Below are 21990 nucleotides of genomic sequence, written 5' to 3' on the forward strand. Positions count from 1 at the left end.
CCTCCGGGCGTACACCCTCCATCACGGATGAGCGTCCCTCCGCGCGAGGCACGCCGGCTCCTGAACCCGAGCGTCCCTCCGGGCGTACACCCTCCATCACGGATGAGCGTCCCTCCGCGCGAGGCACGCCGGCTCCTGAACCCGAGCGTCCCAACGGACGCACGGGTGTGGACTCGGAGCGACCCTCCGTCCGAGGCACCCCCGTCCCCGAACCGGAACGGCCCTCCGGGCGCACTCCGACGGTCCCCGAGCCCGAACGGGCCTCCGTGCGCGTCCCGAATCCCGACTCGGAGCGGCCCTCGGTCCGAAGCGCCCTGCCGGAGCTGGCCGCTCGCGGTCACACCACGGACCCGGAACGCAACACCCCGCGCCCCTCCGGCATCGTCGAACCGGAACGTCCTCGCACGGGTGAGACGGATCGGCTCCCGCCGCTCGTCCGTCCCAGCCCGCCGCCCGACCTCTCGCGCAGCGGATCACGCGGCAGCGCGCTCGACCCGGATCGCCCTCCGCCCATCCTCACCCCGGGAGCCGGCACCCCTTCCGTCGGAAAGTCCTCCCTGCTGGGCGACCTGCCGCCGCCCGACACCGACCGAGGACCTCCCGTCCTCAGCCCCTCCAGCGACGCCGACCGGCCCCCCTCCCTCCCCCCTCGCGCCACCAGCGCCCCGCCGCCCGTTCCCCGGCAGCGGCCGCCGCGCCTCTTGTCCATCGACGGGCCCCCTCGACTGGAGCCCGTCGACACCTCCGCGTCCCGCCCCGGCCTGCCCGCCATCAGGTCCCCCGAAGCCGAGGACGAACCGGAGGAGATCTCCGAGGACGAGGCCCACGCCATCGAGGATGGCGAGGAGGCGGGCCCCACTCCGCCCCACTCGCGCCCACGTCTGGACGATGAACCGGACGAAATCAGCAGCGACGAGGTCGAGGACGCCGAGGTCTCCGCCAGCAGCGCCGCCCAGCTCGTCGACGACGAGGACGATCTCCAGGAAGCCGACGCGGACCCCATCCCCGAAGAGGACGAGGGCCCCCCGCCCGAGCCGCTCTCCTCGACGCTGAACCCCTGGTTCGCCCAGCTCGCCCACGGCTACTGTCCACCGGAAGGCACTCAGTTCGCGCGCCACACGCCCCCCACCACCTTCCCGGGGCGGGACGACGACGCGGATCCATCCCGAACGCCCTCCGCCCCCCGTGCACCAGGCGTCGTTCGCGGCAAGAGCTCGTGAAGCAGCCAACCGAGCACCCTCCGGAAAGTTTCCAAGCGTCGCTCCCGCCCAGTAGGATGTCGCGGTTTTCACTGCACTTTTTACGGGTGAAAGGGCTTCATGGAGCGCCGCGTCCTCATCGTTGAAAGCCAGAACGACTTCGCCCTCAGCATGGCGACCGTGCTCAAGAGCGCGGGTTACCAGACCGCCATGGCGGCGACCGCGACGGATGCGCAGCGCGAGCTGGAGAAGCGCCGACCGGATCTCGTCGTCCTTCGGGCCGAGCTTCCGGATCAATCCGGTTTCACGCTGTGCGGGCAGATCAAGAAGGGCAAGTGGGGCCAGAACCTCAAGGTCCTGCTCCTCTCCTCCGACACGGGCGTCGAGGGCCTCACGCAGCACCGGCAGACGCCGGGCGCCGCGGACGGCTACCTCGTCATCCCCTTCGAGATGGGGGAGCTGGCCACGATGAGCACGGGCATCATGCCGCCGGGCCAGGACGAGTCGGACGCCTCGCTCGACGCCGCGCTCGCCGGTAACGCGCCGCGCGAGGCGCCGCCCCCCATGCCGGGCATCCGCACCAACGCCGGCGGTCCGCCCAAGCTCCCCAAGCGCGAGCGCCGCAGCGCGATGACCGAGGAGGACCGCGCCTTCCTGGACCGCGCCTTCCAGTCCATCGCCGACCGCAAGGCGGAGCTGCTCGCCGAGTCGCGTCAGCTCAAGCGCCCACCCCCGCGCCGCGAGCTGATGGGCACGCCGGAGGGGAAGATCCAGATCCTCCGCGACGAGCTCAAGACGCGCGAGGCCCAGCTGGCCCGCCTCTCCGAGATCTGGAGCGTGCGCGAGCGCGAGCTGCTCTCCGGCGAGGACCGCCTCCACGAGAAGGACGTGGAGCTGCAGGGCCTCAAGATGCAGGTGGACGATCTGCTGCGGCGCTTCAACGAGGCCCAGCAGGCGATGCTCCAGAAGGAGCGCGAGCACGGCGCCACCGTCGACGACCTGCTGCTGCAGAAGTTCTCCTCGGAGAAGGACCTCATCGAGGTCGTCGCATCCAAGGAGAAGGACATCAACCTGCTGCGCAAGGAGGTCCACAACCGCGACGACGACCTCGCGCGGCGGGGCGCCGAGCTGGAGCACCTGCGCGGCGAATACGAGAAGCTCGACAAGCACCTCAACGTCGTCACGTTGGAGTTCGAGGTCAAGGAGCAGAAGCTCCAGGACAGCGTGCGCGCGCACGAGGCCGAAGAGGCCCGGCTGGGCAAGCGCGGTGACGACTTCGAGGCGGAGCTGGGCCGCACCATCAGCGAGCGCGACCAGCGCTACGCCGAGCTGGACGGCGAGATTCAGGCCCTCCAGGAGCGGCTGCAGCAGACCGAGCAGGAGCGCGACTCCACCGTGCGCGGCCTGGAGACGCGCGCCGCCTCCGCCGAGGAGCACGGCGCCCGCGCCGACGCGGAGATCACCCGGCTGAACGCGGAGCGCGACGCGCTCGAGGCGCGGCTCAGCCAGCAGGTGGCGGATCTCGAGACGGACCTCGCGCGCACCACCGGCGAGCGGGATCAGCTCCGGCTGGACAAGGACGCCCAGGAGGCGGAGCTCAGCCAGCGCATCGAGGACCGCGACGCCAAGATCTCGGCGTTGGACCGCGAGCTGTCGGAGACCATCGCCCGCAACGAGCGCACCGAGGCGGACCTCAACTCCAGCATCCAGCAGCAGCTGGAGCGCATCGGCGAGCTGGAGGGCGAGGTCGAGGCCGTCAAGGCCCACCTGGCCGACCGCGAGGCCGAGCTCACCGGTGAGCTGCAGGCGCTCACCGAGGCGAAGAACGCGCTGGAGGAGGACCTCACCGGCCGCCTGGAGGCGCTGCGCGTCGCCAAGGACGCGCTGGAGGAGGACCTCACCCGCCAGCTCGAAGAGGTCCGCGCCGCCAAGGCGGAGCAGGAGGCCGACCTCACAGGTCAAATCCAGGCCCTCACCTCGCAGCTCGAGGCGGCCCAGAACCAGGGCGAGCAGCTCCAGGCCCGCGTCGCGTCCCTCGAGGACACCGTCGCCCAGCGCGAGTCCACCATCGAGGGACTCCAGGGTGATGTCGCCACGCGCGACCAGCGCATCTCCGAGCTGACCGGAGACCTGGAGGCCACCAGCCAGACGCTGGCGCAGACGCAGGGCACGCTCGCGCAGACCGAGCAGCAGCTCGCGGACACGCAGGGCACCCTCGCCTCCACCGAGCAGTCGCTGTCCGAGACGCGCGGCGAGCTGGAGGCCACCAGCCAGTCGCTGTCCGAGACGCAGACGCGCCTGGCCCAGACGGAGGAGGCGCTGTCCTCCACGCGCGGGGAGCTGGACGCCACCAGCCAGACGCTCGCGCAGACGCAGGACACCCTCTCCCGCACCGAGCAGCAGCTGGCGGACACGCAGAACACGCTCGCCACCACGGAGCAGTCGCTCTCCGAGACGCGCGGCGAGCTGGACGCCACCAGCCAGACGCTGGCGCAGACCCAAGGGACGCTCGCTCAGACCGAGCAGCAGCTCACGCAGACCGAACAGCAGCTCGCGCAGACCCAGGGGACGCTCGCCAACACGGAGCAGTCGCTCTCCGAGACGCGCGGGGAGCTGGATGCGACGAGCCAGACGCTGGCGCAGACCCAGGACACGCTGGCGCGCACCGAGCAGCAGCTGGCGCAGACACAAGGCACGCTCTCCCAGACCGAGGGCAGCCTGGCCGAGACGCGCGGCGAGCTGGAGGCCACCAGCCAGACGCTCACCCAGACGCAGAACACGCTGGAAGAGACGCGCGACGAGCTGGGCACCACCACCGCGCAGCGGGATCAGCTCAAGCTGGAGCTGGACGAGACGCGCGCCGTGCTCCAGGAGACGCAGGCCTCGCTGTCCCGGACCACGGGCGAGAGGAACCAGCGCATCGCCGAGCTCCAGGCCCTGGGCGAGGCCAAGGACGCGCTGGAGCAGCTGCTCACCGGCCAGATTGGCCAGCTGCGCGGCGAACTGTCTGAGACGCTGGGCAACTACGAGGCCGAGCGCGCCGCGCACGAGAAGCTCGCCGCCGAGACGAGCGCCACCATCGAGGCGCTCACCGGCGAGCGAGACGGGCTGCGCTCGGAGCTGGAGGCCACCAGCCAGACGCTGGAACAGGTGCAGGGCCAGCTCGCCGCCACCCGCGACGCCCTGTCGCGCGAGCAGCAGGCGCACACCACCAGCCGTCAGCAGGCGGCCAGCACCCAGTCCGCGCTGGAGGGCGAGCTCAACGAGGCGCGCAACCAGGCGGAGGAGCTGGGCGAGCAGCTCACCATCACCAAGCACGAGCTGGGCGCCCGCGTCGCGGACGTCACCCAGCTCACCGCGCAGCTCGCCCAGGTGGAGGACACCCGCGCGAACCTCAAGGAGCGCCTGGACACCCTCACCGAGGAGTCCCAGCGCCGCGAGGAGCTGCTCCAGAACGACCTGGCCACCAAGGGCAAGGAGCTCTCGGACACGCTGCGCAAGCTCACCCAGGTGACGCAGGAGAAGATGCGTCAGGCCGAGGTGCTCAACCGCGAGGTCGCCACCCGCACCGAGCAGGTCAAGGCCCTGGAGACCAAGCTCCAGACGCAGGCCACCGACGCCAAGCGCCACGCGGACGGGCTCGGCCAGCAGATGGCCGGCCTGAACAACCAGCTGGAGCTGGCGAAGAAGGCGCTCGGCGAGCGCGAGGAGCAGCTGCGCGCGGCGGGCACCAGCCACCAGAAGCTGACCCAGGAGCGCGACGGCCTGGCAGGACAGCTCCAGCAGGCGCAGGCGGCCCAGGCTCAAGCGGCCCAGGCCTGGCAGCAGGAGCGCGCCGAGGCGAAGCGCGCGTCCGACGAGCTGGCGGCGAAGCTGGCCAAGGCCGAGCAGCGCATCGCCCAGCTCACCCAGGAGGCCCAGGCGAAGGCGGCCGACGCGGACGCCAAGGCCAAGGACCTGCAGGCCCAGCTCGCCACCCGCACCAAGAAGGTGCAGGACCTGGAGCTGGCGGTGGAGAACGCGCAGGGCGCCAAGGCCCGCGCGGAGAAGGACCTGGCCGCCAAGGTGGCCGCCGCCGAGGGCAAGGCCAACGAGGCCGCCGCCCGCCTCGCCACCGCCCAGAAGGAGCGCAAGGACCTGGAGGCCCGCCAGCTGCGCGAAATCGAGGAGCTCAACACCAAGCAGAAGGCGGAGCTCGAGCGGCGCGAGGCCATCAAGACGCAGGAGGTCACCCGCCTGCAGCAGTCCGTCCAGGAGAAGAGCAAGGCGCTCAAGGTCGCCGAGCTGGAGCTGGCTCGCTACAAGAGCAAGGCCCCCGCCGCCACGCCCGCCCCCGTCGCCGCCAAGGCCGCCAAGGCCCCGGCGCCCGTCGAGGACGACGACCTGGCCACCCGGCCTCAGCTCAACCAGGTCATCCCCGCGGCCGCGGCCCCCGCTCCCGCCAAGGCCGCCAAGGCCGCCGCGAAGCCCGCCGCCGCGAAGAAGGCCGCTCCCGCCCCCGCCCCGCTGGGTGGCGACGAGTCGGAGCCCACGGACCGCACCATGGTCATCCAGCTGCCCACCCAGGCCGCCAAGGAGGATGACGACTGGACGGCCCTGGTGGACGAGCTGGACAAGTAGCGGGCCTGGGGCCGCCTCACGTGGGGCGGCCCCGCCGGCTTCCCGTCACCCTGGCTGTCTGGAGTCCCGGCATCCGCCGGAAGGCCGGCGGTCCGCCGACCCGGAGGGCTTCGGGAGCGACTCGCCTGGAGCCGCGACATCCGTGCCCTACCTGGGTGAAAAACTCAGAGGACGGCGCGCGCGTCGCGCACCAGCTCCTTGAAGTGCAGTGAGGCGAGGACGTCGCGGAGGGAGGCCTCACGGCCCACGCTGTGCGCCTGCGCCTGCGCCTCGCGCCAGCGGGCCATCAGCGTCCGCAGCGTGATGTACGCCAGCAGCAGCGGGAAGCCTCCCGGCAACAGGAGCACCGCCACCGCCATCACCATCCTCATCCACGCCCACACCATGACCACGGACCTCGCTGCTTTCCCTTCGTGAGTTGCGCCACTGAGATGCACGGTGCGTGCCCACGGTGCGCAAATAATTTCCCTCCCTTTTCCGCAGGGTTGGGGACCAGCGGGGCAATAGAGCCGCGACGTGGGGGTGAGGATCCTGGCATTTTTGCCGCAGTCGCCTGAATGGCCCTCGGTTAAGTTCCGCCGCGTGAGCACCCCAGAGACGGCCAAGGTCCGCGGATTCGACAGCGTCGCGGACGCAGAGAAGCAGCTCGAGCAGGTGGGATACCTGCCTTCACCGGAGATCGCCACCGCGGCCTTCCTGGCGGACCGGATGGACAAGCCCATCCTGGTGGAGGGCCCCGCGGGCGTGGGCAAGACGGAGCTGGCGCGCGCCATGGCCGCCGCGCTGGGCCGCGAGCTCATCCGGCTCCAGTGCTACGAGGGCCTGGACGAGGCCAAGGCGCTCTACGAGTGGGAGTACGCCAAGCAGCTGCTCTACACCCAGTTGCTCAAGGACAAGATTGGGGAGATGGTGGAGGGCACCCAGTCGCTGGCGGAGGCCGCGGATCGGCTGGCGTCCGGCGACGCGGTGTTCTTCTCCGAGCGCTTCCTGTTGCCCCGCCCCATCCTGCGCGCGCAGCTGTCCGAGCGCCCCGCCCTGCTGCTGGTGGACGAGATCGACAAGGCGGACCCGGAGTTCGAGGCCTTCCTGCTGGAGGTCCTCTCCGACAACGCCGTCACGATTCCGGAGCTGGGCACGTTCCGGGCGAAGCACATCCCGCGCGTGCTGCTCACGTCCAACGCCGCGCGCGAGCTGTCGGACGCGCTCAAGCGCCGCTGCCTGCACCTGCACATCGACTTCCCGGACCGCGAGCGCGAGCTGCGCATCGTCCGCTCCCGGCTGCCCCAGGTGCCGCAGGTGCTCGCCGAGCAGGTGGTGGAGGCCGTCGCCGCCATCCGCGCGCTGGACTTGAAGAAGGCTCCCTCCATCAGCGAGACGCTGGACTGGGCGCAGAGCCTGGTGCTGCTCAACGCGGACCAGCTCACCTCGGACGTGGTGGCCTCCACGCTCAACCTCGTCCTCAAGTACGAAGGCGACATCGAGAAGGCGCGCGCCAACCTGCCGCAGATCGCCCAGGCGTGAGGTGCGTCGGGACACCCGGCTCCGCGTGAGCCGGGGCATCCGTCCACCGGTGTATGCTCGGGCGGCCCGCTCTCCTCGAGGCCCTGGCCGCTCGTGCTCCTGAAGGAACGCTTCCAGATCAACCGCCCGCTCGAGCAGCAGGAGCTGACGCTCGTGCGCGCGTGCGTGGACGGCCCCGGCCTGCTCGACGCGCGCGAGGAGGCCGTGCTGCGCACCGCGCTGTCGCTCGCGAAGCTCTACAAGGTCCAGCACGGCGGCCTCGACGTGGGCGTGGGCGCGCAGCTCACCCCTTTCCGTGAGGAGGTGGAGCGGCGGCTCGGCCCGGTGCTGAACGGCGCGAGGCCTCCCACGAGGGACAGGCTGGTGCCGCACGTGAGGGACTTGCGCGAGCACGCGGCCCGCGCGCGCGATGGAGTCCTCGCGCGACTGCGGGGACGTGTACCGCCCGAGGCGCTGGACCGGGAGCTGCGGCACAAGGAGCTCGTCATGGTGACGGGCGGCGGAGGCGGCACCGCCTTCGTGTACCTGGGCGTGATGAGCCTGCTGGCCGAGCACGCGCTGGAGCCCCGGCTGCTCGCGGGCGCGTCGATGGGCGCGGTGCTCGCGCTGATGCGCTCGCGCATGGCGCGCTTCGACCCCACGGAGATGATCAACATCGTCCGGGGCCTGTCCTTCCGGAAGCTCTTCCGCTTCATCTCCACGGAGAGCCGCTACGGCCTGCCCGCCGCGCTGCGGCTGTTCCTGCGCGCGGGCCTGGGCCGCTTCTTCGGCGCGGGCCCCGAGGGCAGCGGCATGCGGCTCAAGGACCTCCCCGTCCCCACGCTCATCGCCGTGGGCGGCATCCGTCGGGGCATGCTCCCCAGGCCGCTCGAGTATTACGAGCGCCTGCTCGGCACCAGCCCCCTGGGGCTGCTCGACCCCGTGGGGGTCGCGCGCCGCATCCAGGCCGCCATGGGCGCCATGGCCGAGCTCTTCACGCGCCCCGAAATCACGATGCGCCTGCACCTGGGCGCCGACGACGCGAGCGGCGAGTTCGACGCGCTCGACGCCGCGGGCTTCTCCTCCGCCCTGCCCGGCGTCATCCACTACGACGTGCTGCGCGAGGACCCGCGCATGCACTCGCTGCTCGACGGGCTGATGGCGCACCACGGCATCGCGCGCTTCATCGACGGAGGCCTCGTCGACAACCTCCCCGCCAAGGCCGCCTGGAAGGCCGTGGCCAAGGGGCGCATCGGCACGCGCAACACCTTCATCCTCGCGCTGGACGGCTTCGCGCCCCGCCTCGCCACGCCCTTCTGGCTGCCCCTGCAGCGGCTCGCGGCGATGACGGTGGCGCCCAACCTGCCCTACGCGCATCACATCAAGCGCTTCCCTCGCACGCTCTCACCGCTCGACGTCGTGCCCTCCGTGGAGCTCGCCTCCAAGGCCCTCCACTTCGGCCGCAAGGCCATGGCGGACGACCTGCCGTGGCTCCGCCGCATGCTGACCCCCTTGCCCGCCGTGCTCTGAATTCCGGGGAACGGCTTTCACGCTTTGACCTCATAGCGTGTGGTGGCTAGAAGGGCGGGGCAGTTCCACTTTTCAGGGCGAAGGAACCCCCGCATGAGCTCCACCTCGACCAGCGTATTGCGTGCCGACCAGATCTGGCTCGACGGCAGATTGGTGAAATGGGACGAGGGCCATGTCCATGTGATGACGCACGCCCTCCACTATGGGCTGGGCGCGTTCGAGGGCATCCGCGCGTACCGCACGCATGATGGCCGGCTCGCTGTGTTCCGCCTGCGTGAGCACATCCGCCGGCTGCTCGACTCGGCGCACATCATCATGCTGAAGATTCCGTACTCCGAGGACGAGCTGGTCGAGGCGTGCCTGGACGTGCTGCGCAAGCAGAAGGACCTGTTCGCCAACGGCGCGTACCTGCGGCCGGTGGCCTTCATGGGCGACGGCGCCATGGGCCTGGGCGCCGTCAACCCCACCCGCGTCGCCGTGACGGCGTGGGATTGGGGCGCGTACCTGGGCGACAAGGGCATCCGCGAGGGCATCCGCGCCAAGGTGAGCTCCTTCACCCGCATGCACGTCAACGTGAACATGGTGCGCGGCAAGATCTCGGGCCAGTACGTCAACTCCATCCTCGCCAAGCGCGAGGCGGTGCTCGGCGGCTATGACGAGGCCATCCTCCTGGACATCAGCGGCTTCGTGGCCGAGGCGTCCGGCGAGAACATCTTCATGGTGAACAAGAAGGGCGTCATCAAGACGCCGCCCCTGTCCTCGCCCATCCTCGACGGCATCACCCGCGACACCGTGCTGAAGATCTTGCGCGACAGCGGCCGCGAGGTGGACGAGGTCACCTTCACCCGCGACGCGCTCTACATCTGCAACGAGATCTTCTTCACGGGCACCGCCGCGGAAATCACCCCGGTGCGCGAGGTGGACGACCGCATGGTCGGCACCGGCAAGCCCGGCCCCATCGGCACCTTCGTGCAGGAGACGTACTTCCGCACCGTCCGGGGCCAGGAGCCGCGCTACGCCGAGTGGCTCACCTACGTCTGACGCTCCACCCGTCCGGCTCCCGGCGCCCCTGACGGCCCGGGAGCCCGACGTCCCTTCCTCCACCCGAGGGCCCCGACGCCCCGGTGACGGAAGACCCTCCCCCCCATCGTCGCCTGCCCTCCACCCACCGGATTGGGCTAGAAAGGCCCCGATGGCACCCGCCGGCCCCGCATACGACGACAATCCATTCAAGCTAGAGAACCCGTCCATCCTGGACATCGCCCCGGCCGAGCCGAAGACGGTGGAGGAGACGGGGCTCAAGATGGGCCTGCTCGCGGACATCGCGCTCAAGTTCCTCTACTACTCCGGTACGGGCACCGGCATGGGCATCGCCGACGAGATGCGGCTGCCGTGGCCGGGCGTCATCGAGCACGTGGTGGATTTCCTCGCCACGGAGAAGCTGGTGGACCTGCGGGGTGGCAAGGGCTTCGGCCGCGCCTCGGTGGAGTTCATCCTCACGGAGAAGGGCCGCGAGTACGCGCGCGACGCGCTCACCCGCACCACCTACGTGGGCCCCGCCCCCGTCCCCATCGAGCAGTACAACGCGCTCATCACCAGCCAGACCGAGGAGACGCCCGTCGTCAGCCAGGAGGAGCTGGTGATGGCGCTCAGCCACCTCACCGTGCCCGCGGAGCTGATGGACAAGCTGGGCCCGGCGGTGAACTCCGGCCGCTCGCTCTTCCTCTACGGCCCGCCCGGCAACGGCAAGACGAGCCTGGCCGAGGCCGTCTCCCACATGTTCGGCGGCGAGGTGTACGTCCCGCACTGCCTGGAGATCGGCAATCAGATCATCCAGGTGCATGACCACCTCATCCACACCCCCGTCCCGCTGGAGCTGGGCCGCGACACCTCCGGCCGCCGGCAGACCTTCGAGATGGACAACCGGTGGATGCTCTGCCGCAGACCCGCCGTCGTCGTCGGCGGCGAGCTCACGCTGGAGACGCTCGACCTCATCTACTCGGAGAGCACCCGCTTCTACGAGGCCCCGTTCCAGGTGAAGGCCAACGGCGGCATGCTCCTCATCGACGACTTCGGCCGCCAGAAGGTCCACCCCACGGACCTGCTCAACCGGTGGATCGTCCCCCTCGAGAAGCGCGTCGACTTCCTTACCCTGCATACCGGGAAGAAGTTCGAAATCCCGTTTGATCAGCTTCTCGTGTTTTCAACGAATCTTGATCCGAAGGAGCTGGTGGACGAGGCCTTCCTGCGGCGCATCAAGTACAAGATTGAAGTGACGAATCCGGACGAGGAGTCCTACCGGGAGATCTTCCGCCGGGTGTGCGAGGCGGCGGGAATCCCCTATGTGGACCAGGCCGTCACGTACCTCATCGAGCACTACTACAAGCCGCGGACCATGCAGCTGCGCGCCTGTCACCCCCGGGACCTGGTGGGACTCATCAAGGACGCGGCGCGCTACCGGCAGATCCCGCCCGCCCTCTCCAAGGACCTGCTCGACCAGGCGTGCGAGGTCTTCCTCGTCAATCTCTAACGGAATTCGTTGTTACAACCGTGCGGAATTTCTAGAATCCGCATGCCGTTGTATCGCTCGGCCGCACGCTATGGCCACTCTTGGGTGGCTCGGCGCAAGAAGGAGCCGCAGTCCGTGAAGGAACGCTACCAGGACATCGACGAGAAGAACGAGGCGCTGCGCGATTACCTCGAGATCTTCAAGGACAAGCAGCAGGCGCGTGACTTCCTCGAGCAGTTCGAGATGTCGTGGATCTACCACGACGCCGCGTTGGAAGGCGTGGTCTACACCCACCAGGAGCTGAAGGCCGCGCTGTATCCGCAACGCGCGAGCGCCGAGGCCTCGATGATTCCGGTGGTGCTCGAGATCCGCAACCACAAGGCCGTCTGCGACTTCATCCGCGAGGAAGCCGCGGGCGCCAAGAAGCAGGCGCAGATCACCCTCACCACCATCAAGCGGATGCACGACCTCTTCCTCGGGAACACCCCCGAGGCGCTGGCCGAGCGCGCGCGCATGGAGCGACGGGAGCGCACCGAGAAGGAGCTCGCCAAGGAGCGTGAGCGCTCGGGGCTGCGCAAGGACATGCCGCTGCACCGCACGTACTTCCACGACATCCACCAGCCCGCGAAGATCCAGCCCGCGCTGGAGAAGCTGGTGGACTACACGGCCAGCGCGGAGTTCCGCGAGTTCCACCCCATCAAGCAGGCCGCCACGGTGCAGCACATGTTCCTGCAGATCTTCCCCTTCACCGAGCACAGCGGGAAGGTGGGGCGCATGTGCAGCAACCTCATCCTGCTGCGCAACAACTACATGCCCGCGGTCATCCACTCCATCGATCGGCAGCGCTATTACGAGTGCTTCCGCGGCCCGGCGGCGCAGTTCCGCACGGTGCTGATGGACGCGATGGAGAACTCGCTCGACAACGGCGTGAAGTACTTCCGGGACCTGGGCCGCAAGTACAAGGCCATCAACAACTAGGTCCCCTCCCGCCAGGAAGACCAGGCCCCCTCCGGCCGGCAAGGCCCGCCGCCGGAAGGGCGGGCCTCCGCACCCGGGGCAGGAAGGCGTCCGGGCACCCGGTCTTCCGCCCCCGCGTGAACGTCGGCCGGGGCATCTGCAACTTTGGTGTGCGGCAGACACCCCGCACCCGCCGGCCCCTCGAAACCGGGAGCCGGAGGAAGTAAAGAAGACCACTCCATGCCCGTGACACAGTCCTTCAACAGCCGCCGTGCCCAGGGAGCCTCGGGGGGCGAGCTGACGGAGCCTCCGCCACCGCGACTGGCCCTGCTGTCGGCGCGGGACAAGCTGGAGCGGCTGCTCGAGGTGGCCAAGGGCCATCGCAAGGCGCTCATCCTCACCCACGACAACCCGGATCCGGACTCGCTGGCCGCCGCGGTGGCGCTCGCCCAACTGCTCGAGCGCCGGGCGAACCTGGAGGCCCAGGTGGGCTACGGGGGCATCATCGGCCGGGCGGAGAACATCGCCTTCGTGAAGGTGCTGCGGCTGCCCGTCTCGCACGTGTCGCAGCTGGACTTCGACGAGTACGACCTCTTCGGGCTGGTGGACACGCAGCCCAAGGTGGGCAACCACTCGCTGCCCGCGCGCATGGAGGCGCACCTGGTGGTGGACCACCATCCGCTGCGTGAGGAGAGCCTGGCCTCGCCGTTCGCGGACGTGGGCGGCGACTTCGGCGCCACGTCCACCATGCTGGTGGAGTACCTGCGCGCCGCGCGCGTGGAGCCCTCGGTGGAGGTGGCCACCGCGCTGTTCTACGGCATCAAGGCGGACACGCGCGACCTGGGCCGCGAGACGACTCAGACGGACATCGACAGCTACCTGTGGCTGTTCCCGCGCATGGACAAGTCGATGCTCGCGCAGATCGAGCACCCGGAGCTGCCGGCGCGCTACTTCCAGCTGTACCACACGGCCTTCGAGCGGGCGAAGGTGTACGGCACCGCCATCGTCACCGACCTGGAGGAGGTCTACTCCCCGGACATGGTGGCCGAGGTCGCCGAGCGGCTGATGTTCCTCGAGGGCACCAAGTGGTCGCTGGCCTTCGGCACGTACCGAAACCAGCTCTACTTCAGCCTGCGCGTGAAGGACCGGCGGATGAACGCGGGCCGGCTCATCCGGGAGATCTTCGAGGACTACGGCGGCTCGTCCGGCGGCCACGGCAGCATGGCGGGCGCGCGGCTGCCGTTGTCGGGCAAGGCGGCGCAGCGCAAGGCGCTCAAGCGCGAGCTGGTGAACCGCTTCCTCGAGGCCTTCGGCGTCGCCGACGAGCGGCCCGTGTCGCTGCTGTCCGCGCAGGACTCGTGATCTACTGGGACCACAACGCCGCCGCGCCCGTGCGCGCGGAGGTGGCCTCGCTGCTCGCGCGCGCCTTTCTGCAAGGGGGCCACGGCAACGCGTCCAGCGTGCACGCGGCCGGACGCGAGGCCCGCGCCAGGCTGGATGCCGCCCGGGCCCGGGTGGCGCGGGTGCTGGGCTGCGAGCCGAAGGAAGTCTGCTTCACCGCCTCCGGCAGCGAGGCGGACGCGCTCGCGCTGGTGGGCGCCTTCCACGCCCGTCCCGCGGCGGAGCGACGCCGCGTGGTGACGTCCTCGGTGGAGCACCCCGCCCTGCTCGGCGCGGTGGCGCGGCTGGAGCAAGAGGGCGCGCAGGTGGTGCGGGTGGCGCCGGGCGCGGACGGGCGGGTGCGTGAGGAGGACCTGCTCGCGGCGCTGACGCCGGACACCGCGCTGTGCTCGTTGATGTGGGCCAACAACGAGACGGGCGTGGTGCAGCCCGCGGCGGAGCTCTCGCGCGCGTGTCGCAAGCAGGGCGTGCTCTTCCACACGGACGCGGTGCAGGCGGCGGGCAAGGTGCCGCTGTCGTTGCGCGAGGTGGACGCGGACCTCCTGTCGCTGTCCGCGCACAAGTTCGGCGGCCCCTCGGGGGTCGGCGTGCTGGTGGTGCGCAAGGGCGTGGACGTGCGGGCCCTCACGCCGGGACACCAGGAGGGGGGCCGGCGCGGAGGGACGCAGAACATCCCGCATGCGGAAGCACTCGCGCTCGCGCTGGAGCTGGCCGCGAGCGAACAACCCCAGGTGGCCTCGCGCGTCGGCGCGCTGAGAGACGCCTTCGAGCAGGCGGTGCTCGCGCAGGTGCCGGGCGTGGTGGTCAATGGCGCGGGCGCGCCGCGCGTGCCCAACACCAGCAACCTGCGCTTCGAGGGGGTCGAGGGCGAGGCGCTGCTCATCGCGTTGGACCTCGAGGGCATCTGCGTGTCGATGGGCGCCGCGTGTGCCTCCGGAACGCTGACGCCCTCGCATGTGCTCCGGGCCATGGGCCTGTCGGCGGCCGAGGCCCGAGGCAGCCTGCGCTTCAGCCTGGGCTCCGAGACACGCGAGGAGGACGTGCGACAGGTCGTCGACGCCCTGCGTCGTCATGTCCCCACCGTCAGGGCGCTCTCGGGCTGAGGCCGGCGTGGCCCGGCGTGCTTGCAGGGTGCAAGGCGCGATTGACGCGGCCGCCCATCACGCGCGCGAGCATCCGGCGTTGAATGCCCCATCCCCCCTGGGGTGCATGGACCTTGAACATGCCCGCTCCGGTGGAAACCATTCTTTCCGCTGCCGATGCACGGGGGGAACACATGGGGATGGGCTCAGGGGGGAAGCAGTGGCTGACGCATCGACTCGCGGTGCTCGCGGGTGCGCTCGCGCTCGCGTGCGCGCCGGGCTCGGGACAGGAGGACGCCTCGCCGACGGAGGACGTCACGCGGGCCGCGAGCGCGCCGACGCCGCTGTGGGACGAGGACGCGATGCCGCTCGAGGCCGCGAGTGCTTTTAGAGATCGCTGCCCGGGGCCGGAGGCGGCGCTCGGCGCCACGCTCCACGTCGCGAACCTGGGACCTCGGGATGCCGAGGCGCCGCTCGGCTCTCGCGCCAATCCCTTCACCACCATCATGGCGGCGGTGAGGGAGGCACAGCCAGGGAACATCATCCAGGTCCACGCGGGCATCTATCCGGAGCAGGTCGCCATCACGCCGCTGAAGGCGCGCGCCGGCACGGCCTCCGCGCCCATCGTGCTGCGAGGTGAGCGCGCCGCGCGCCCCATCATCGTCCCCTCCGCCACCGACGTGGGCAGCCTGGTGATGCTGAGCCAGCCCTATTGGGTGGTCGAACTCGTCGAGGTCGACGTGCGCGAGCGGCCCTCGTTCGCGGCGTTGTTCGAGAACGACACCACGTGCACGCAGCTCACCGATTCGCTGCTCCACGGCGGGCGCGCGGGAGGTGGCGTGGTCGTCAGCGACGCCTCACGGCTGCTCATCTCCGGCAACAAGGTGCATGACTTCTCGCGATGGGGTCAGGACTCCCACGCCGTCGTGGTGAAGGGGGCGTCGCGCGAGGTCTTCATCGTGGGGAACGATCTGCATGACGCCTCGGGAGACGCCGTGCAGTGCCAGCCCAACGAGGGCCGCCCCTCCGCGCTCTTCATCGAGGGGAACCAGATGCACGACTGCGGGGAGAACGGCATCGACGTGAAGGCGTGTGACGACCTGGCCATCCAGGGCAACGTGTTCTTCCGCTTCCCGAACCTGGAGCGCTTCCCGTGGCAGGCGACGACGTCGGCGGCGGAGGCGGTGCTGGTGCACGAGGACGCCACGAACATCCGCATCATCGGCAACGCCATCTTCCTGGCGGGGAGGGGCATCTCCATCGGCGGCCTCTCCCCCGTGGACAATCCCGTCGACGTGCTGGTGAAGGGCAACGTGGTGACGGACATCTTCAACTTCGCGAACCGGGCCAATGGCCAGGGCATCCGCATCGTGCGGGCGCACCGGGTGCGGGTGCTCGACAACATCATCGAGCGGACGGAGGACTCGGGGCTGCGGCTCGCCGCGGACGAGCCGCTCATCGTCACGGACCTGCAGGTCTACGGCAACACGCTGCGCGACATGACGAGCTTCGTGAAGCTGGGACGCGACACCGCCCGCCCCGGACTGCGGATGGACCGCAATCGCTACGAGGGGGCGGACGGCAAGTTCAGCGCCTTCGGACTCCTCTCCATCGGCACCTTCACCACCTGGCAGAACCGGCTGGCCCCCTTCAACCTGGAACAGGGCTCCTCGCTCATCACCGCCGAGCCCGACGATGGGCAATCACCGCCCATGGTCGGCGAGGAGTGACACGTCGCCCGCGGCGCGGTGAGCGGCGCCTGGGCGCTACCACGGTTGATCGGGCAGCGACTTCTCGCGCACCTCTTCGTCCGGCTGGCCGTAGCCCGGCATCCCGTCCTCGCGAGGCTCCTCGGGCCGGGCGGGCAGCCGCTCGGGCTGCTCCTCACGCGTCTTGCGCTCGGGGGCGGACTCTTCGGGCTTCGGCGGCGGGGGCTTCTGGGTGGCCATGGCGGTCCTCGCGAGGGGGCGCCGCGCGCACCTTGGCGCGGCATGCGAGGAGGTTCGTCATCCCCGCGCCCTCGTGGGACTGCCAGCGCCGAGGCGACAGCGGGGCGCGTGGCCGCTCCCCTACTCCGTGCCCGAGGAAGGCGGGGGCACCACCACCGCGGGCATGATGTCGCTGGCGCCGAACAGCCCGCGCACCACCGCGGCGATGGCCAGCGGCGTCCCCACGCGCTCGTCGTAATGCGGCGCGAGCGCCTGGGCGAAGGACTCCGCCGTGGTGAACCGGTCCTCGGGGCGCTCGGAGAAGGCGCGCCGCACGACGTCCTCGAGCGCCTCGGGAACCTCCGGACGCAGCTCGCGCAGCGGCCGGTACGCGCGGGAGCGGATGGCCTGGAAGACCTCGTCCGGCGTGGCGCCCGTGAAGGGGCGCTCCAGGGTGAGCAGCTCGTAGAGCACCACCGTCGCCGCCCACAGGTCCGCCTCCGGGCTCACCTCGCCCAGGAGCGACTCCGGGGAGAGGTAGTACGGCTTGCCCAGCACCTCCCCCTCCTGGAGCTTGCCGTCCACGAGCACGCGCGAGACGCCGAAGTCCCCCAGCTTGATCTCCCCCACGCGGGAGATGAACAGGTTCGACGGGGACACGTCGCAGTGGACGATGCCCAGCGGCTCGCCCTGCGCGCCGGTGGCGGAGTGCGCGTACGCCAGCGCCTCCAGCAGCACCTTGCCCAGGTACACCGCGAAGTCGAGCGGCAGGGGGATGCCTCGCACCTTGCAGCGGCGGAGGATCTGCCCCAGGTCCCGCCCGTCCACCAGCTCCATGACGATGAAGTAGATGCCCTCCAGCTCACCGGCATCCAACACCGTCACGATGTTCGGGTGGTGCAGCTGCTTGGACAGCTGCGCCTCGCGCGAGAACAACGTCACCGAGTCCGGGTCCGCCGTCAGCGCCGGCAAGAGTCGCTTGAGCGCGACGGTCCACCCCTCGCGCGGGCCCGACAGCACCCGCGCGCGGTACACCTCCGCCATGCCGCCCTTGCCGAGCACGGAGAGGATTTCATAGGGGCCGAAGACCCGCTGGGCTTTCGGAGGCGAAGGCGTCTGGCTCACGGGCTCGAGCTTCCGGCTCCCGCCGACTCGCGGCCCGGCGCGCGCTTGCGATTCTTCACCGTCTTCTGCACCTGCTCGATGTCCGCGGCGAGCGCCCGCACCAGCACCGCCTCCCAGGGCTTCGGACTCTCCGGCGCCCAGTTCAGCTCCAGCGCCCGGCGCAGCAGCGGCACCACGCGCCCCTTGAAGCCCTGCTGCTCCGCCGCGTACGCCTGCCACGCGTAGACGTCCGGCCGCGACGGCGGCACCGGGCGGATCCGCTCCAGGTACTCCACCGCCCGGACGGCGTTGCCCGAGCCCAGGTTGCTGGCGGCCATGCCCACCAGCGCGTCGATGTCCTTGTTGTCCTCGGCCAGCGCCGCCTCGAAGCGCGCCCGGGCCATGTCCCACTTGCCGTTCGCCAGCAGGTTCTGCCCCAGCTCCACCGGCCGGGTCCCCAGGGGCTGGGGCCGCGCCGCCGAGGCCTCCTTCGCCGGCGCCAGGGACGCCTCCACCGCATCGGGGGGCGCGGCGGGCACCTCCTCCTCGCGCTCCACCGGCTCCGCCCCCCGGACTCCGCGCAGCGTCAGCACCGAGTCCTTCAACCCGGGCGAGTGACACTTGGGCGGCAGCCGGAAGTGCGCGCTGAGCACCAGCGAGTTGGGGTTGTAGACGGCCAGCGCCGTGAAGGGCCTCACCCCCACGCAGTCCGGCGGGGGGCCCTCCAGGCAGAGCTGCACCGTGGCCACCAGGACGTTGCCCTGGAACTCTCCGGACAGGACTTCCGTGCCAGGGGCGAACTTGCAGCCACCTCCGGACCCGGCGGACAAGCCCACCAGGCGCTCGCCTTCCATGTGCAGGTCCACCTGCCCGTAGGTATCCCCCTGGTAGGGGCCTGCGAGCTTCGGTCCCGCCCAGGCGAGGCCGGAGGCGACGGAAAGAGCCGTCACGAGTCCCTTGTTTAGAAGCGAGGGCGGCATGTGCGGGGTGTGGGGGACTGCCATCATAGGGGGCCTGCGCCCGCCTTGTAAACGCGCGAGGATGCCTTGACCTCGCCGCTTCCCATCCTTATCATTTCAAAAGGTGGTCGCGAGTTTTCGCTGTAATTTCGGGACCTTGGTGGCACTGTAGCTTTGTTTCAAGGGCTGTCCCCTGCGGGGCGCGTGATGCCCAGCAGAAATTCGAACCGATACGTCCATTCCGGGGTCCGTTTCGGTCGCCATGTGCAAGCCCTCCCTCCTCACGGGGGATGAGGGAAGCCTGCGGCGGCATGATTTCGGTTCCCACCTGGCTTTTGAGGGTTCAATGGACGCTGGGCACACGGCCATGCGGCGGGGGACTTTTTCTGCGGAGCGGCGGCGGTGAGCGAGACGGTGGTGGAAGAGGCGGCGGCGGCGAGGAAGCAGACGCTGCGGGATGAGTTGACGGCGCGCCGCAAGGCGATGACGCCCGATCTCATCGATACGCGGGGTCTCAAGGTCCAATCTCGATTCCTGGCGACGAAGTATTACGAGAAGGCGCGGTACGTGGCGCTCTACGCCCCCATCAAGGGCGAGGTCCCCACGCAGGACATCCTCAAGGCGGCGCTGCAGGACGGGAAGATCGTCTGCTACCCGCTCTCCCATGTGCACGGGCGGATCCTCTCCTTCCGGGCCATCAAGTCCGAGCTGGAGCTGGAGCCCGGGCGACTGGGCGTGAGGGAGCCGACGAACGCGTCGGATCTCATCGCGGTGGAGCAGATCGACCTGTTCGTGGTGCCGGGACTGGGCTTCACGGAGGACGGCAAGCGGCTGGGGCGCGGAGGCGGCTACTACGACGCCACCCTGCGCGCGGCGAGTCCCCGGAGCAGGCGCGTGGGCCTGGCCTTCAAGGAGCAGCTCGTGTCGGTGCTGCCCACGACGGGTGACGACGTGGACATGGACCTCGTGGTGACCGAGTCCGAGGTCCACCGCGGCCTGCATCGCGAGCCAGAGTTCCTGGATACGTGAAGGTCCTCTTCATGGGAGACGTGGTGGGTCGTCCGGGGCTTCAAGCCGTCCGCGCCCTCCTGCCACGCCTGAAGGCCACCCATGGCATCGAAGTGACCATCGCCAACGCGGAGAACAGCGACCAGGGTGCCGGCATCTCTCCGGAGACGGCCGACACCCTGCTGTCCGCGGGCGTGGACCTGCTCACGAGCGGCAACCACTTCTGGTCCAAGAAATCCATCATCCCCTGGGTGACGGCGCGGCCGGACAAGCTGCTCCGGCCCGCCAACTATCCCAAGGACACCCCGGGCAAGGGCCATGGCCTGGTGACGCTCCCGGACGGGCGCGCGCTGGGGGTCATCAACCTGGAGGGCCGCGTCTTCATGCGTCCCCACGACAACCCCTTCGAGGTGGTGCTGGGGTTGGTGGAGGAGCTGAAGGCGCGCACGCCGTGCGTCCTCGTGGACATGCACTGCGAGGCCTCCAGCGAGAAGAACGCCATGGGGGCGCACCTGGACGGGCGGGTGTCCGTCGTGGTGGGCACGCACACGCACGTGCAGACGGCGGACGAGCGCATCCTCCCCGGCGGCACGGCCTTCATCACCGACGTGGGCATGTGTGGCCCGCTCGACTCCGTCATCGGGATGAAGAAGGAGCAGTCGCTGGCGCGGTTCCTGGGGCAGAAGCACGCGCCCTATGAAGTGGCCGAGCGGCTCGTCTACCTGCAGGGCGTGGTGGTGGACATCGACGACGCCACCGGCCGCGGCCGGAGCATCGAGCGCGTGCGCGTCCACCTGCCGGGTACCTGAACTTCCGGAAGCGGAAGGCTCGCGTGCAGGGCGGGGGTTTCGGTTATGGTCCGCCGGCCATGAATCAGGACGCACTGCGCAAGGCGACCCCCGAGGAGCAGTTCGAAGAAGTCACCCGCGGCACGGTGGACCTCCACTCGCCCGAGGACCTGAAGAAGAAGCTCCAGTATTCGTATGACTCGGGCAAGCCGCTGGTCATCAAGGCGGGGTTCGACCCGAGCCGGCCGGACCTGCACCTGGGCCACTCGCTGCTGCTCACGCGCATGCGGCGCTTCCAGGACTTCGGCCACTCGGTGGTGTTCCTCATCGGCGACTTCACGGCGCTGATTGGAGACCCCACGGGGCGCAACGCCACGCGCCCGGCGCTCACCCGCGACGAGGTGAAGGCGAACGCGGAGACGTACAAGCAGCAGGTCTTCAAGGTGCTGGACGCGGACAAGACGACGGTCCGCTTCAACTCCGAGTGGCTCGACAAGCTCGGCACCGAGGGGATGATCCGCCTGGCGTCGCGCTACTCGCTGCAGCGCATGCTGGAGCGCGACGACTTCAAGAAGCGCCACCGGGACAACGTCTCCATCGCCATCCACGAGCTGCTCTACCCGCTGCTTCAGGGCTACGACTCCGTGGCGCTGAAGTCGGACGTGGAGCTGGGCGCGACGGACCAGCTCTTCAACCTGCTGGTGGGCCGGCAGCTCATGCGCGAGGAGAGCATGGCGCCGCAGGTCATCATGACGGGCCCCATCCTCGAGGGCCTGGGTGCCCGCCTCATCGACGGGAAGATCGTCGGCGACAAGATGTCCAAGAGCCTGGACAACTACGTGGGCGTCAGCGAGCCGGCGGACACCATGTTCGGCAAGCTGATGAGCATCACCGACGACCTGATGTGGCGCTACTACGAGCTGCTCTCGTCGAAGACGCTCAAGGAAGTCACCGAGCTGAAGGCCAAGGTGGCAAGCGGCGAGGTGCACCCCAAGGCCGCGAAGGTGGCCTTCGCCCGGGAGATGACGGCGCGCTTCCACGACGAGGAGGCGGGCCGCAAGGCGGAGGAGGACTTCGAGAAGCGCTTCGCGAAGAAGGAGCTGTCCGCGGACGCGCTGCCCCAGGTGGACGTGTCGCTGGGCGGCGCGCCCACGCTGCCGCTGACGAAGGTGCTGGCCGAGGCGAAGCTGGTGGCGTCCTCGACCGAGGGCCGGAAGATGCTGGCCCAGGGCGGCGTGCGGGTGAACGGCGAGAAGGCCACGGACCCGAAGGCGGAGCTGTCCGCCGGCGAGTACACGCTCCAGGTGGGCAAGCTGAAGGCGGCGCGCGTCAAGCTGGCGTGAATTCCCTCCGGGGGTGGTGCGTCCCTGGTGGCCGAGGAGTGGCCCGTCCCGTCCCTCGTGTC

At 70.0% G+C, this 21990-nt stretch carries 17 protein-coding genes and 1 other RNA gene; 14 read left to right on the forward strand and 4 right to left on the reverse strand.

Going from position 1 to position 21990, the window contains the following annotated elements:
* Window positions 1-266: 266 nt before the first annotated feature.
* Both K8640_RS29095 and K8640_RS29100 read left to right on the forward strand, forming a co-directional pair.
* Window positions 267-1220, forward strand: a complete 954-nt coding sequence (locus K8640_RS29095; protein WP_223750046.1) for a hypothetical protein — start codon at window positions 267-269, stop codon at window positions 1218-1220.
* 99 nt (window positions 1221-1319) lie between these two features.
* On the forward strand, window positions 1320-5819 hold the full coding sequence (locus K8640_RS29100; RefSeq protein WP_223750047.1) for a response regulator: 4500 nt from the start codon (window positions 1320-1322) through the stop codon (window positions 5817-5819).
* 164 nt (window positions 5820-5983) lie between these two features.
* Here the strand turns inward: K8640_RS29100 and K8640_RS29105 are convergent, their stop codons facing one another.
* Window positions 5984-6190, reverse strand: a complete 207-nt coding sequence (locus tag K8640_RS29105; RefSeq protein ID WP_223750048.1) for a hypothetical protein — start codon at window positions 6188-6190, stop codon at window positions 5984-5986.
* 211 nt (window positions 6191-6401) lie between these two features.
* On the opposite strand from K8640_RS29105, the gene K8640_RS29110 reads away from it, so the two are divergent.
* The 8 genes from K8640_RS29110 (at window position 6402) to K8640_RS29145 (ending at window position 16528) form a co-directional block, all read left to right on the forward strand.
* Window positions 6402-7340 carry a MoxR family ATPase gene (locus K8640_RS29110; RefSeq protein WP_141322822.1) on the forward strand — a complete coding sequence of 313 codons (939 nt, stop codon included), beginning with the start codon at window positions 6402-6404 and terminating at the stop codon, window positions 7338-7340.
* A gap of 93 nt (window positions 7341-7433) precedes the next feature.
* Window positions 7434-8849, forward strand: a complete 1416-nt coding sequence (locus K8640_RS29115) for a patatin-like phospholipase family protein (RefSeq protein WP_223750049.1) — start codon at window positions 7434-7436, stop codon at window positions 8847-8849.
* Window positions 8850-8942: 93 nt separating this feature from the next.
* Window positions 8943-9890 carry a branched-chain amino acid transaminase gene (locus K8640_RS29120; protein WP_223750050.1) on the forward strand — a complete coding sequence of 316 codons (948 nt, stop codon included), beginning with the start codon at window positions 8943-8945 and terminating at the stop codon, window positions 9888-9890.
* A 151-nt stretch (window positions 9891-10041) separates the two neighbouring features.
* A complete protein-coding gene (locus K8640_RS29125) occupies window positions 10042-11379 on the forward strand; it encodes an AAA family ATPase (protein ID WP_141322819.1) in 1338 nt (445 codons plus the stop codon).
* Window positions 11380-11493: 114 nt separating this feature from the next.
* Window positions 11494-12336, forward strand: coding sequence for a Fic family protein (locus tag K8640_RS29130; RefSeq protein WP_141322818.1), 843 nt, complete (start codon window positions 11494-11496; stop codon window positions 12334-12336).
* Between the two features lie 219 nt (window positions 12337-12555).
* Entirely contained in the window at window positions 12556-13677 is a 1122-nt protein-coding gene (locus K8640_RS29135) for a bifunctional oligoribonuclease/PAP phosphatase NrnA (RefSeq protein WP_223750051.1), read from the forward strand.
* Complete coding sequence (locus K8640_RS29140) at window positions 13674-14819, forward strand: cysteine desulfurase family protein (RefSeq protein ID WP_223750052.1); 1146 nt, start codon at window positions 13674-13676, stop codon at window positions 14817-14819. Before K8640_RS29135 ends, K8640_RS29140 begins: the two co-directional genes overlap by 4 nt.
* Window positions 14820-14998: 179 nt before the next feature.
* On the forward strand, window positions 14999-16528 hold the full coding sequence (locus K8640_RS29145) for a right-handed parallel beta-helix repeat-containing protein (RefSeq protein ID WP_223750053.1): 1530 nt from the start codon (window positions 14999-15001) through the stop codon (window positions 16526-16528).
* A gap of 36 nt (window positions 16529-16564) precedes the next feature.
* Here the strand turns inward: K8640_RS29145 and K8640_RS29150 are convergent, their stop codons facing one another.
* The 3 genes from K8640_RS29150 to K8640_RS43280 all read right to left on the reverse strand — a co-directional run bounded on the left by K8640_RS29150 (window position 16565) and on the right by K8640_RS43280 (window position 18780).
* Window positions 16565-16747 carry a hypothetical protein gene (locus K8640_RS29150; protein ID WP_223750054.1) on the reverse strand — a complete coding sequence of 61 codons (183 nt, stop codon included), beginning with the start codon at window positions 16745-16747 and terminating at the stop codon, window positions 16565-16567.
* Window positions 16748-16867: 120 nt separating this feature from the next.
* Window positions 16868-17851: a serine/threonine-protein kinase gene (locus K8640_RS29155; protein WP_223750055.1), complete on the reverse strand. Its 984-nt coding sequence runs from the start codon at window positions 17849-17851 to the stop codon at window positions 16868-16870.
* On the reverse strand, window positions 17848-18780 hold the full coding sequence (locus tag K8640_RS43280; RefSeq protein WP_223750056.1) for a lipopolysaccharide assembly protein LapB: 933 nt from the start codon (window positions 18778-18780) through the stop codon (window positions 17848-17850). Before K8640_RS43280 ends, K8640_RS29155 begins: the two co-directional genes overlap by 4 nt.
* 196 nt (window positions 18781-18976) lie before the next feature.
* On the opposite strand from K8640_RS43280, the gene ssrS reads away from it, so the two are divergent.
* The 4 genes from ssrS to tyrS all read left to right on the forward strand — a co-directional run bounded on the left by ssrS (window position 18977) and on the right by tyrS (window position 21928).
* A non-coding RNA gene (gene ssrS, locus K8640_RS29165) (6S RNA) lies at window positions 18977-19172 on the forward strand.
* Between the two features lie 19 nt (window positions 19173-19191).
* The gene (locus tag K8640_RS29170; RefSeq protein WP_141322811.1) at window positions 19192-19818 is read left to right on the forward strand and encodes a 5-formyltetrahydrofolate cyclo-ligase; all 627 of its coding nucleotides are present in this window, start codon (window positions 19192-19194) and stop codon (window positions 19816-19818) included.
* Complete coding sequence (locus tag K8640_RS29175; protein ID WP_141322810.1) at window positions 19815-20606, forward strand: TIGR00282 family metallophosphoesterase; 792 nt, start codon at window positions 19815-19817, stop codon at window positions 20604-20606. Before K8640_RS29170 ends, K8640_RS29175 begins: the two co-directional genes overlap by 4 nt.
* A 59-nt stretch (window positions 20607-20665) precedes the next feature.
* Window positions 20666-21928: a tyrosine--tRNA ligase gene (tyrS, locus tag K8640_RS29180; RefSeq protein WP_223750057.1), complete on the forward strand. Its 1263-nt coding sequence runs from the start codon at window positions 20666-20668 to the stop codon at window positions 21926-21928.
* The last annotated feature ends 62 nt before the right edge of the window (window positions 21929-21990 follow it).

It is taken from the genome of Myxococcus sp. XM-1-1-1 (genome assembly GCF_020037095.1).
Taxonomy (GTDB): Bacteria; Myxococcota; Myxococcia; order Myxococcales; family Myxococcaceae; genus Myxococcus; species Myxococcus fulvus.